This is a genomic window from Methylocaldum sp. (genome assembly GCF_035627495.1).
GTDB lineage: Bacteria > Pseudomonadota > Gammaproteobacteria > Methylococcales > Methylococcaceae > Methylocaldum.
In genome coordinates this window covers 52125-63881 of the sequence record NZ_DASPLO010000078.1, presented here as the reverse complement: position 1 = coordinate 63881, position 11757 = coordinate 52125, and the positions used below count along the sequence as shown (strand labels likewise).

Genomic DNA, 11757 nt, shown 5'->3' with positions numbered 1-11757 from the left:
CTCATCACAGGCGCCGATCACGCGCTCCCGGAGATCGATCGAATAGGCTTTCGCCATCACCGCTCCTCATTTCGCAAATACTCATCAGACCGCTTCCCGATCCCTTGGTTTCCTTTCACTAGATATGAAAATGCTCTAGCGCCTTATCCCGGCCTACACACTACAATCCGTTATCTGAGCAGTAGTAGGCCGGAATAAGCCTGTCCTGAGCCCGGTCGAAGGGCGTCAGAGTTTCCGGCGTTTTGACTCAAACAACCGTTTGCCATTGGAAGGGCGGCTCTGGCGCTCCCAGAGACGCCGTTTGCCATTGGAAGGGTTGCGATTAAAGCAACCGTTTGCGATTGGAAGGAGCCGACTAAAGGCTCGTTTGCGATTGGAAGGGATTTCCGAGCTACCGCACACTGTGGGGGTGTTACACCAAACCGGAAAATGCTCTGGCCAAGGCTCCCCGGGTTGGACGTCAAAGGTGAGTCAATCGGGGGCGTTTTTGCTTGGCTTCCAATCCAAGGATCTTTAGCGGCTCTTCTTGCGGATATTAAAATAGGACGGTCTACAAGAAGAGCCCAGGGGGAGTGAAAAATTTTGGCGGCGCAGGACCGCCGGGGGGGGTTAAGGTTTAAGTGCCGCGGCCTCACGGGCCAGGCGCGTGATTTCCGCCCAGTTGCCGCTGGCGACCAGGTTTTTGGGGGTGAGCCAGGAACCGCCCACGGCGACGACGTTGGGGAGTTTGAAGAAATCCGGCGCGTTTTGCGCGTTGATTCCACCGGTCGGACAGAAGCGGACCTGCGGGAAGGGCCCGCCGAAGGATTCGAGCATCTTGATTCCGCCTGCGGCCACCGCCGGGAAAAACTTCATGACGGTGAGGCCCCCTTCAAGCACTTGCATTATCTCGGACATCGTGGCGACGCCGGGGAAAAACGGCAGTTTACTGTCGACGATGGCTTTGAGCAAGGTGGGCGTCGTGCCCGGCGACACGCCGAACTGCGCGCCCGCGGCAATCGACGCGTCGAGTTGCTCCGGGGTGCTGATGGTGCCGACGCCGACGATCGCGTCCGGAACTTCCTGCTTGATGACCCGCACAGCGTCCAAGCCGGCGGCGGTGCGCAGGGTGATCTCCAACACGCGAATGCCGCCGTCCACCAAGGCGCGGGCAAGCGGCACCGCGTCTTCAACGCGATCCACCACCATCACGGGCATCACGCTGGTTTCGGCAATAATCTGGTCCAAATTCATAAAAGGGTCTCTAAGTTGGGTTCAAAAAACGGCCAGCCGCAGCCTCAGTCGTCAAAATGGAAGGTGAAACAGCCGCGTTCGGCGGTATCGGCCAGCTGGCGGAAACCGCTGAACAGTTCCCGTCCAACGGCAAACTGGTTGCCGGATAGGTCGGCGGTCGCGATTTCGCGTCGTTCCCATTCCTCCTCCGGTACTTCGGCTTCGAGTCGGCCGTGCACGGCGTTGAGCAGCAACATGTCGCCGGTGCGGACCTTGGCCAGCGGGCCGCCCATCGCGCACTCGGGGGAGATGTGGATGGCCGCCGGCACTTTTCCCGACGCGCCGGACATGCGGCCGTCGGTCACCAAAGCCACCTGAAAGCCCCGGTCTTGCAGGACGGCGAGGGTAGGCGTGAGCTGGTGCAGTTCCGGCATGCCATTGGCACGCGGACCTTGGAAGCGGACCACGGCGATGAAATCCCGTTCCAGTTCGCCGCGCTTGAAGGCGTCGATTAGGTCCTGCTGATCATCGAAAACGATCGCGGGGGCGCGCACCACATGATTTTCTGCCGCCACGGCGGATAGCTTGATCACACCGCGCCCCAAGTTGCCGGTCACCAGGGCGAGACCGCCATTCGGGCTGAACGGCTCGCTGGCCGGCGCGAGAACCGCCGGATCATGGCTCTTTTCACTGGCGGGCCGCCAGGCCAGATTGCCGTTGTCGAGCCAAGGCTCTTCCGTCCAGCGGCGCAGGCCACTCCCCAGAACGGTTTCCACGTCTTCGTGCAACAGTCCCGCATCCAACAGTTCCCGAATCAAATAACCCATGCCGCCGGCGGCATGAAAATGGTTGATGTCCGCCTTGCCATTAGGGTAAACGCGGGCCAGCAAGGGGACGTCCGCCGAGAGATCGCTGAAGTCGTCCCAATTGATTTCGATGCCTGCTGCCCTGGCGATGGCCACCAAGTGAATCGTGTGGTTGGTCGAGCCGCCGGTCGCCAACAGGCCCACGATGCCATTGACCACGGTGCGCTCATCCACGATGTCGCATAGGGCGGGCGCGGACTTGCTCTCCGCGAGATGCACCGCCTGGCGGGCAGCGGCTCGCGTCAGGGCTTCGCGCAGCGGGGTGCCGGGATTGACGAAGGACGAGCCGGGCAGTTGCAGGCCCATGATTTCCATCAGCATCTGGTTGCTGTTGGCGGTGCCGTAGAACGTGCAGGTGCCGGGACCGTGGTAGGATGCCATTTCGGACTCGAGCAAGGCGTCGCGGTCGGCCTTGCCTTCGGCAAACAGCTGCCGGATCTTGGCTTTCTCGGAATTCGACAAGCCAGTGGTCATCGGTCCCGCCGGAACGAAGATGGCCGGCAGGTGGCCAAAGCGCAGCGCGCCGATCAGCAGGCCGGGCACGATCTTGTCGCAGACGCCGAGCAACATGCTGGCGTCGAAAACATTGTGGGCCAGCGCCACCGCCGTGGACATCGCGATCACGTCCCGCGAGAACATGGATAGTTCCATTCCGCGTTGTCCTTGCGTCACGCCGTCGCACATGGCCGGCACCCCGCCCGCGACCTGAGCGGTCGCCCCCGCCGCGCGAACCTCGGCCTTGATCAATTCCGGGAAGTGTTCGAATGGCTGGTGTGCCGACAGCATGTCGTTGTACGACGTGATAATCCCGATATTCGGCGCCACGTCGACCTTGAAGACCAGCTTGTCATGGGTCGGCATCGCGGCCTGGGCATGTGCCACGTTGGTGCAATTGATTCGGTGGCGCGTCACGCCGCTCTGATAAGCGCTTTGCATGCGCGCTAGATAGGCTTCGCGCCGAGCCTGGCTACGGGCGCGAATACGGTCGGTGACGGCGAGCAATGTGGGATGTAGGGACATACGATTTCAACTGAAGTGAGGTCTTGTTGGGGCGGCGTCGGCGGTGGGCAGGGGCATGCCTCGCAACGGTGTATTAGCGGGGCACATTTAATCCAAGCCACAAAAGAGTGTCAAGAAACACGGCCGTTTAGCTCGGAATTCGGCTGGACAGAGAGGGGCGCGGCGAGTAGTATTGCGGCGTTTTTTCGCCCGGATTTCCGGGCATGCCTTCGAGCAACCCGAGCCAGGCCGAGTAAGAGTCGGCACGGTCATAACAAGAGGATCATGCGGTGAGTCAGCTCCCATTTCCCGAATCCTTCAACTTGGTTTTCTTTGGCGGCACCGGCGATCTGGTGACGCGCAAATTGCTGCCGGCGATGTACCAGTGCCACAAAAATGGCCAGTTGGTAGAGTCCGGCCGTCTTTATTGTCTCGGGCGACAAAACTACACCCGAGACGAGTATCTGGCGATCGTGGAGGACAAGGCCAGACAATTCGTGCCCAAGGCCGACTGGGACGATGACGTCTGGACGGCATTCAGCGAACGTCTGTCCTACGACAAAATCGACGCCGAGCGTCCCGATGAATACGAATTGCTGAAACAGCGGCTGGCTGATTCCCCGGCCGAAGTGACCGTATTTTTCTTGTCGGTTGCGCCGTCCCTGTTTGCCGTGATCTGCACTAACCTTGCGCGGCAAGGGCTCAACGGTCCGAACTGCCGTGTGGTTCTGGAAAAGCCGCTGGGGCACGATCTGGCCTCGAGCAACGCGATTACGGCGGAGGTGGGCAAGCACTACCAGGAAAGGCAGGTCTACCGGATCGATCACTACCTGGGCAAGGAATCGGTGCAAAACCTGATGGCCTTGCGCTTTGGCAACGCTCTGTTCGAGCCGTTGTGGCGCCGGATGTGGATCAGCAACGTTCAGATCACGATTGCCGAGGACGTGGGAATCGGCAGCCGCGGCGGGTTCTACGACGGGACAGGCGCGCTCCGCGACATGGTGCAGAATCATCTGTTGCAGTTGCTGTGTTTCGTGGCGATGGAGCCGCCGGCCAGTCTCGATTCCGATGCGATCCGCAACGAAAAGCTCAAGGTGCTGGAGTGCCTGGTACCGTTCACCGAGGAAGACGTACACGCGAAAACGGTGCGTGGCCAGTACCGGGCGGGCGTATCCGGCGGTCATCCGGTCGCGGGGTATTTGGAAGAGAAAAATATCCCGGCCGACAGCAAGACGGAAACCTTCGTGGCGATTAAGGCGGAAATCGCCAACTGGCGCTGGGCCGGGGTACCGTTCTATCTGTTCACCGGCAAACGGTTGCCAACCCGCCTCGCCGAAATTGTGATCCATTTCCATGACGTGCCGCACCATATCTTCCCTCTGCCCAGCAGCGGTTCCCGCGCGCCGTCCAAACTGGTCATTCGCCTGCAGCCGGACGAATACATTCGTCTGTACCTCAATGCCAAGGCCCCGGGCAATTCGATGGAGCTTCAGCCGGTATCCCTCGATCTCGACTTTGCCGGGAAATTCAAGACCCGCCGGGCCGAGGGTTACGAGCGCCTGCTGCTCGATACCATCCGCGGCAACCAGGCGCTCTTCGTGCGCCAGGACGAATTGGAACTGGCCTGGCGCTGGGTTGAGCCGGTCCTGAATACTTGGGCCAGCGATCCGAGCGGGCCTAAGCCCTATGCAGCCGGCACCTGGGGTCCGTCGGCCTCTTCGGCGCTGCTGTCGCGCGACGGTTTTGGCTGGCACGACGAGGGCTAAGGCATGGTCGACATCCGGTGGTTTGACGATAACGCGACTCTCGCTCCGGCGCTCGCTGCGGCCGTGGCCGCCGACTTGCGCGCGGCGTTGCAGGTAGAGCCCCGCGCCGCGCTGGCCGTGTCGGGCGGACGGTCGCCGGTGCCGGTGTTCGAAGCATTGCGCGACGAAGACTTGGACTGGGCGCGCGTGGTCGTCACGCTGGTCGATGAGCGTTGGGTGCCGGAGACCGATCCGGCCAGCAACGCTGCCCTGGTCAAGGCCCATTTGCTGCAAGGCCGCGCGGCGGCGGCGCGTTTTGTGCCGCTGTATACCGGCGAGGCGTCTGCCGAAGACGCCGAGGCGACTTTGGCGGCCATCTTTAAAAGCCTGCCTCAGCCGTTTGCGGCGCTGATTCTCGGTATGGGGGACGACGGCCATACCGCCTCGCTGTTCCCGGCCAGCCCCAATCTGACCGCCGGATTGGCGCTGGAAGGCTCGGTGGCGGATACGCCGCCCTGTCTTGCCCAAGTGGGCGCGGTGGCGCCGACGGAACGCATCAGTCTGACTTTGCCGTGGATCTTGCACGCGCGGCGGGTTTACCTGCAGTTTGGTGGCGCCGGCAAGGTGGCGGTATTCAATGCCGCGCTGGCTGCGCCAAACCGTCAATATCCGGTGAGCTTCGTGCTCACGCAAACGCAGACGCCGGTAACGGTATTCGCCGCGCGGACCTGAGATCCAGCAGAAAAGTTACTGCGCATTCCGAGTCCGTTCGCGCGGTGCTCGCCGTGCGGCCGGGTTTTTCATGCCGCATACTCCCTGTGCGGCACCCTCCGGGCGGCGCTGCCGTGCAAACCGGCTGTCGTGCCGGTTTGTCATGCCGCGCTTCCATGCCCGGCTCCCTTCGGGCGGTTACCGCCCTCGACGTCGGCATTACATCATCGTCGAGCTACGGTGATCCGCTTCCGTCATCTAGCGATGTCGTGCGATGAATGGCTTCCAAACCAAGAATAAGAACGCGTGCTCTGACCTCTTGTACCCCGGAATCTTGGCCTTCGCCTAAACTTTTGGCATTCACGCGTTGTAAAGGGAGTGGTGATGGGCTTATACGATCGCGACGGGTATCGAGAGGAAGTGAGAAAGAAGCAGGAAGCACAATTTAACGAGCAACGTGAAAGGGACGCTTACCGTTTCCGTGAGACCGAGAGTCGGCCTTCTTGGCAGAAGCGGCGAAGCCCTATTGTGACTTATGGCTCTTGGATTCTGGTTGTTCTGGTGTTTACGAAAGTCTTCGACCGCACGCACGACCGGCGCCAAAAAGAGCCGTTGGCCAAGTCGGAAGAGATCGTTATGCAGCAGGCCGATAGCCGTAACGCGCAAGTCGCCGTGCAACCCAGGATTCATGTTCAGCCTCAACTTCTAACCCCGCCCCCTCAAAGTTATGCACCCGATCCTAGTGTGCAGGGCGTTCCGGGTAATTCGCCGAAGATTCTGGAATTGGTTTTGCCTTCCGGCAGCAGCGGGAATTTTTTTGTCAGAGGACAAATTAACCAGCACGATGTGGTATTTGAAGTGGATACGGGGGCAAGTCTGGTCGTGATTCCGGAACGTTTGAAATGGCAGCTTAAGCTTACGGCGGCACAGCCTATTCAGGCCTCGACGGCTAACGGAGTCGTTACGAATTACATGACGCATATTAATAATTTGTCGCTCGGACCGATTCGGCTTCGGAATATCGCAGGTGCTTTAAATTCCTATGCGCCAAACGACGTCGTTCTGTTAGGCATGAGCGCCTTGCAACGGCTTCGATTAATTCATCAAAACGGGCGCTTGGTAATTCAACAACTTGTGAATCCTGACGAAGATGAACCTGAAGAGGGGGATGCTGAACCGATAAATAAGCCTTTGGCTCTGAAGCGATCCGTTAAAGAGTGCATGGGCTCCGGTAAGGTCGTCGACGCCAAAGCTTTAAGGTGCATGCAAGGCGATTGACCCGCTGTGACTGAATGCACACCGTATTACAGGGCGATGAGTCAGCCGCCGGAATGCGTTGAGCCCCGCCAAGTTGTCATCTGATAACAGAGCCCGATACCCTAAACACAGAATCTTCCATGACCGGCGATGTGGGGAATGGTCCTGCCTGCGAACCCGCTGCTCCAAAGGATGTACCGAAGCCCGGATTAAATGAAGGGCTTGTTTCTAGCGGTGGATTGAAGACTGAGGACGGAAATGTCGTCGTGTCTCTCAGGGGTGGATTGAAGACTGAGGACGGAGATGTCGTCGTATCCCTCAGGGGTGGATTGAATGTTGTGGGCAGTGAGATCACCGTCTCAGGGGATGGGGTGACGTTTCTAATGAAGGCGCCCGATTCTCCGCCAATCTGCAAAGGTACTCTGGCGGGGGAATCAATAGCTGCACTCGACGGAATGGGGAATGTGCCGGGTGGCAGCAATAAGGCCAAATCATTTAGCGTGGCCTGTACCTGCCCTCGGATTTCGCCTTCGGGAAATGTGGCGGAGGTGATATTTACATAGACGTTGCCATCTCTCATGGTCGCGGCCAGATCGGCAAGAGTGCCGATGTTTCTCCCGGTTGTGGAGAAACAATCCACGCCTTGAATGATGTTGGCATCGGTTAGCATGGCTTTTATGTCCACTGAGCCATTCCAACCGCCTTCAATGGGTCTCAGAAGTGAAACTACCGCGGGTCCGGCCGTACCCTGTGGGCCGCAATGCAGCTGGGCTCCGGTGACATTTGCGGCATTGGCAAATGTCAGGATGAATCTCATGACAGTTTCTTCCGGGTTAAATAGGAAATCCGACCGGCCAAACATCAGGGTGTTTACCGGAGCGGGTACTTCGTCGGATCCGCTGAGAGTAGCGTCGAAGCGAAGGGGTACGGCGCTTCCGTTGTTTCCGTGAGCCGTGCCTGCAGCGAAGACCAAGATAAACAGTGTCGATAGGGCGCAACGATTCACTTCTAACCTCCTTGTCATTTCTTTCTTGGTCCGCCGGAAATATCTCGCAGAAATTGACGTCTCGATCAGCCGACAACTGACTCCGGGGAGCTTCCGGCTCATAGACCGAGTATTTTTGGTTTTTCGCGGACAAGACTTTAATCTGAGACAGACTTCGCCCGAAGATGTTCCGGGTACTATCGGAGTGCGACTTGGCCGGGACCGAATCAATTCTTTTCAACTCAGAGAGTTCGCCTTGAAGGGCGGGCAAGCGCAAACAGCCGTGCGCAATAGGTAATATTCGCTCCGTCAAATGTTTTCGAAGAATGGCTTTAAGAAGACGGAGTCAGGGAGCGTGCGGGCGTATCAGTCTATAGGGGATGTTACGGTCTCGCATATTTCGCCGCTCTCGATACATGCTACTGGAGGGTCTATGAAGAAGTGCTTGTCTTTCGCTTATCTGTCCTTAATCGTTGCTCTTGGCCCGGCGGCTAAAGCCGATGTCTACAAGGTGACAGGTCCCGACGGGAAGGTGACGTACACCGATAGTAATGCGGAGGGCGGCGCCAACACCAAAGTCGAGGTTGTTAAGATCGACTCTTATACCGGTTCGGCTGAAGTTTCATCGGTTGAAGACTCCCCCGCATTGCGCAAAGTGACGATCTTCACCACGGAATGGTGTGGCGTATGCCGGAAGGCTAAAGCGTATATGGCAAGTCACGGGGTTGCCTACGATGAGCTCGATATCGAGAAGTCCCGATCCGCAAAGACTAAATTCGATCAGCTCGGTGGGCGAGCCGTACCGGTTATTCTGGTCGGTAAAGAGAAAATGATTGGATTTTCCCCGTCTAAGTTTGAGGCAATGTTGGGCGATGCCGGTATTTAGTTTTTGACCCGGCGTAATGCGTCGTGCAATCGACTCCGCAGAGATGCGGGGGCATATTTGCAGGAAGGGCCGTCGGCAAAGTTGGATTTGCATTCGCCCATCGGTTTTGCCAGCGTTTAGAAAATCGACGATAAGAGTTCATTTGACTTATATCGGAAGGGACGAGATATGCAGCCGGAGAAGCAGAAGTTTTCGATTATAAGATGGGCCAGGTGGGCGATGTTGATCGCCGCCGCTCTAGTAATTTTGATCGTAGCCGTTTTGTTTATCATGGGTAGAAGGCCTTCTACCCAAGAACCTATTCCGCCCGCACCTGAGCAGGAGCCGGGTAGGGCGCCTGTCCCACAACCGCGACTGGAGGCTCCGGGTGCGGCCGAAATCACGATCGCGGGGCAGGGCGGGCCTGGATGCGAGGCCGAGAAGAAAGCCCATGAGGTGATCGTAAAAGAGATGGGCGGAAAAGATATTTTTGAATCTTATAAAAAAGGCGTGCTGCTGACCGACGAGCAAGGCGTGACGAATAAATATTATTTGGATGTTGATGGAGTGCCGGAAGAAAAAAAGTCGCAACTGCCGACGCTGTTTGCGGCGGGAAGTCATCTGAAAGTTCAATATGTGATCTGTGGGAGCGGAGGGCTTCGATTTCTGACCTCTGTTCAGGCGCAGCCGAACGGTTGATCGCACGAAATTTACGATAAGGGTGAAAGAGCCGATTGTCGTGCGCGAAACTGGAGCGGACTCTGCCTCCAATTCCGATTAGGATTCGAATCCTTCGATTTACAAAAGCAGGTTTTCGTAGAGTTCTACAGTCCCTTGACCGATCCTTAACCGGAACAACCGACTAGCACGGGCTATTCGGTCGAGCGGCTGTATGGAATTGGTTAAAATGGGGTGAGTAAAGGTTCCTATAAATCGATTCAACTGCAATAAAGTCATGAAAGTATTGATAGTCGGCGGCGGTGGCCGGGAGCACGCTTTAGCGTGGAAAGCAGCGCAGTCGCCCAAGGCGGAGAAGATTTTCGTCGCGCCGGGCAATGCCGGGACGTTCGCTGAACCTAACGTGGAGAATCTGCCGATTGCCGCCGAGGATATTCCTGCCTTGCTGGCATTCGCGCAGGACCAGGCCATCGATCTCACAATAGTAGGTCCCGAAGTGCCGTTGGTCGCCGGCATCGTCGATGAGTTCAGCGCGGCGGGACTCAAGTGCTTCGGTCCTACCCGCCGTGCCGCACAGCTTGAAGGCTCGAAGTCATTCTGCAAGGATTTTCTCGCTCGTCATGGCATTCCGACCGCCGAATACCGGACGTTTACGGCGGTCGACGAGGCGGTCGCCTATATCCGGCAAAAAGGCACGCCTATCGTGATTAAGGCCGACGGCTTGGCCGCGGGCAAGGGCGTGGTCATCGCTCAGTCGGAAGACGAGGCGATCGAAGCCGTGACGGATATGCTGTCGGGCAACGTGTTCGGCTCGGCCGGCCATCGGGTCGTGATCGAGGAGTTCCTACGGGGCGAAGAGGCGAGTTTCATCGTCATGGCCCATGGACTGGATGTTCTGCCCATGGCTACTTCCCAGGATCACAAGGCGCGGGATGACGGAGACAAGGGCCCCAATACCGGCGGTATGGGGGCCTATTCGCCCGCACCGGTGGTGACGCCGGAAATCCATAGCCGCATCATGAACGAGGTGATCGCACCGACGCTGCGGGGCATGGAGGCGGACGGCATCCCCTACTCGGGTTTCCTTTACGCCGGGGTGATGGTTGCACCGGACGGTACGCCCAAGGTGCTCGAGTTCAACTGCCGTTTCGGCGACCCGGAAACCCAGCCGATCATGATGCGGCTCAAGAGCGACCTGATCGATTTGTGTCTTAACGCATTGAACGGGCGGTTGAGCGAAGTCCGGGCCGAATGGGACGGGCGTGCGGCGCTTGGCGTCGTATTGGCGGCGGGCGGGTATCCCTTCGATTACATCAAGGGCGACGAAATCGGGGGCTTGCCGGAACGGGAAAAGGCGGATACCAAAGTCTTTCATGCCGGCACGGCGCAATCGGATGGCAAGACCGTCACCGCCGGAGGGCGTGTGCTATGCGTGTGCGCTCTAGGCGATACCGTATTGGAGGCCCAGCGGAAAGCGTACGAACAGGTGCGCGAGATTCACTGGGAGAACATGTACTACCGCTCCGACATTGGCTACCGGGCTATAGGACGTACGCCGACGGATTGACGATATGCCGTCGCGTCGGGCTCGTTAGCGCGGTGCCGGCGGTTTTAAGGGCAGATTTGCGACTTGCGGGTAACCGTCCAATTCGAGCCCGATGCGCAGGGTTTTAGCGCTTCGGGCCTCTTCCTTTCCGGGGAAAAACAGATAGCCGTAAGCCAATTCCCCGGGTTGTAGCCGCTGGTTGCGGAGCGATTTCTTAATCAAGTCCCTGCGTATCCGGTCTTCCAAGCCCTGGGAGTCCTGTCCGCCGCCGACGATCGCCCCGACACCGGCGCCCACGGTTGCGTGTTCGAGTAAATTATTGCTAAATCCGCCGCCAAGCCCGCCGTCCAATATCAGCCCGATAGCGAATGAGGTTAGCGCGCCGGCCCCGCCGCCCCATGCGGCGGCTTGCCCTGCATTTCTCGCCATTACCCCGAATTGCACGGCGCTCGCTAACCGGTTATGGGCTTGCTCACCGGTCAACAGAGGCCAAGCCTGACCGTCCCGATCGACCAGAAACGTTTGTTGCGGGTTGACTTTGACGACGCTCGCGCTTTGATTGTCGATTACCAGGCGCACCGGCAGCAATCCGGCTCCGCGTATGTCGAATCCGAATGCTTGCTCGGCCTGTTCGGGATCCGCATAAGCCTGCGCCGCCACCCGTGCGCCTTCCACGTCCACATGATCGCCGTTCGATGAGGGCAGCGGCACAGGGGGGATGCGATCCTCATAGGTCATGCACGAAACAAGCAAGGCACACATCATCAAGAGCGCCCACCGGCGGACCGGTATGAAATTTGGAATCATCGGAGAACTGTTCATCTTCTGAGGGGCCTAATTGCCGGGAACATCTGCACGCTGCGGGGACGATGGGTTCAATTATAATGTGTCCC

Annotated in this window: 10 protein-coding genes; 6 read left to right on the top strand and 4 right to left on the bottom strand. The window is 58.5% G+C overall.

Annotated features, from left to right (window positions below):
* Positions 1-609 precede the first annotated feature (609 nt).
* Together VEB01_RS06800 and edd are read right to left on the bottom strand one after the other, a co-directional pair.
* Positions 610-1233 (bottom strand): bifunctional 4-hydroxy-2-oxoglutarate aldolase/2-dehydro-3-deoxy-phosphogluconate aldolase, encoded by a 624-nt coding sequence (locus VEB01_RS06800; protein WP_324873964.1) that lies wholly within the window; start codon positions 1231-1233, stop codon positions 610-612.
* A gap of 44 nt (positions 1234-1277) precedes the next feature.
* The gene (edd, locus tag VEB01_RS06795) at positions 1278-3098 is read right to left on the bottom strand and encodes a phosphogluconate dehydratase (protein ID WP_324873963.1); all 1821 of its coding nucleotides are present in this window, start codon (positions 3096-3098) and stop codon (positions 1278-1280) included.
* 269 nt (positions 3099-3367) lie between these two features.
* Between edd and zwf the strand changes: the two genes are divergently transcribed.
* The 3 genes from zwf to VEB01_RS06780 all read left to right on the top strand — a co-directional run bounded on the left by zwf (position 3368) and on the right by VEB01_RS06780 (position 6811).
* The gene (zwf, locus tag VEB01_RS06790) at positions 3368-4843 is read left to right on the top strand and encodes a glucose-6-phosphate dehydrogenase (RefSeq protein ID WP_324873962.1); all 1476 of its coding nucleotides are present in this window, start codon (positions 3368-3370) and stop codon (positions 4841-4843) included.
* A gap of 3 nt (positions 4844-4846) precedes the next feature.
* Positions 4847-5554, top strand: a complete 708-nt coding sequence (gene pgl, locus VEB01_RS06785) for a 6-phosphogluconolactonase (protein WP_324873960.1) — start codon at positions 4847-4849, stop codon at positions 5552-5554.
* Between the two features lie 363 nt (positions 5555-5917).
* Positions 5918-6811 carry a retropepsin-like aspartic protease family protein gene (locus VEB01_RS06780; protein ID WP_324873959.1) on the top strand — a complete coding sequence of 298 codons (894 nt, stop codon included), beginning with the start codon at positions 5918-5920 and terminating at the stop codon, positions 6809-6811.
* Positions 6812-6887: 76 nt separating this feature from the next.
* Here VEB01_RS06780 and VEB01_RS06775 read toward each other — a convergent pair whose 3' ends face one another.
* The gene (locus VEB01_RS06775) at positions 6888-7796 is read right to left on the bottom strand and encodes a CHRD domain-containing protein (protein WP_324873958.1); all 909 of its coding nucleotides are present in this window, start codon (positions 7794-7796) and stop codon (positions 6888-6890) included.
* A gap of 412 nt (positions 7797-8208) precedes the next feature.
* On the opposite strand from VEB01_RS06775, the gene VEB01_RS06770 reads away from it, so the two are divergent.
* From VEB01_RS06770 to purD, 3 genes are all read left to right on the top strand, one after another.
* Positions 8209-8661 carry a glutaredoxin domain-containing protein gene (locus tag VEB01_RS06770; protein ID WP_324873957.1) on the top strand — a complete coding sequence of 151 codons (453 nt, stop codon included), beginning with the start codon at positions 8209-8211 and terminating at the stop codon, positions 8659-8661.
* Between the two features lie 168 nt (positions 8662-8829).
* Positions 8830-9339 carry a hypothetical protein gene (locus tag VEB01_RS06765; RefSeq protein WP_324873956.1) on the top strand — a complete coding sequence of 170 codons (510 nt, stop codon included), beginning with the start codon at positions 8830-8832 and terminating at the stop codon, positions 9337-9339.
* A 256-nt stretch (positions 9340-9595) separates the two neighbouring features.
* Entirely contained in the window at positions 9596-10885 is a 1290-nt protein-coding gene (purD, locus tag VEB01_RS06760; protein WP_324873955.1) for a phosphoribosylamine--glycine ligase, read from the top strand.
* A 24-nt stretch (positions 10886-10909) separates the two neighbouring features.
* Here purD and VEB01_RS06755 read toward each other — a convergent pair whose 3' ends face one another.
* Positions 10910-11671, bottom strand: coding sequence for a hypothetical protein (locus VEB01_RS06755; protein ID WP_324873953.1), 762 nt, complete (start codon positions 11669-11671; stop codon positions 10910-10912).
* Positions 11672-11757: the final 86 nt, after the last annotated feature.

What these genes read in the sequence shown, in the direction of transcription:
- pgl (WP_324873960.1), top strand. Translation starts at nt 4,847, where the DNA reads ATGGTCGACATCCGGTGGTTTGACGATAACGCGACTCTCGCTCCGGCG.
- edd (WP_324873963.1), bottom strand. Translation starts at nt 3,098, where the DNA reads ATGTCCCTACATCCCACATTGCTCGCCGTCACCGACCGTATTCGCGCC.
- VEB01_RS06770 (WP_324873957.1), top strand. Translation starts at nt 8,209, where the DNA reads ATGAAGAAGTGCTTGTCTTTCGCTTATCTGTCCTTAATCGTTGCTCTT.
- VEB01_RS06780 (WP_324873959.1), top strand. Translation starts at nt 5,918, where the DNA reads ATGGGCTTATACGATCGCGACGGGTATCGAGAGGAAGTGAGAAAGAAG.
- VEB01_RS06765 (WP_324873956.1), top strand. Translation starts at nt 8,830, where the DNA reads ATGCAGCCGGAGAAGCAGAAGTTTTCGATTATAAGATGGGCCAGGTGG.
- purD (WP_324873955.1), top strand. Translation starts at nt 9,596, where the DNA reads ATGAAAGTATTGATAGTCGGCGGCGGTGGCCGGGAGCACGCTTTAGCG.
- VEB01_RS06800 (WP_324873964.1), bottom strand. Translation starts at nt 1,233, where the DNA reads ATGAATTTGGACCAGATTATTGCCGAAACCAGCGTGATGCCCGTGATG.
- VEB01_RS06755 (WP_324873953.1), bottom strand. Translation starts at nt 11,671, where the DNA reads ATGATTCCAAATTTCATACCGGTCCGCCGGTGGGCGCTCTTGATGATG.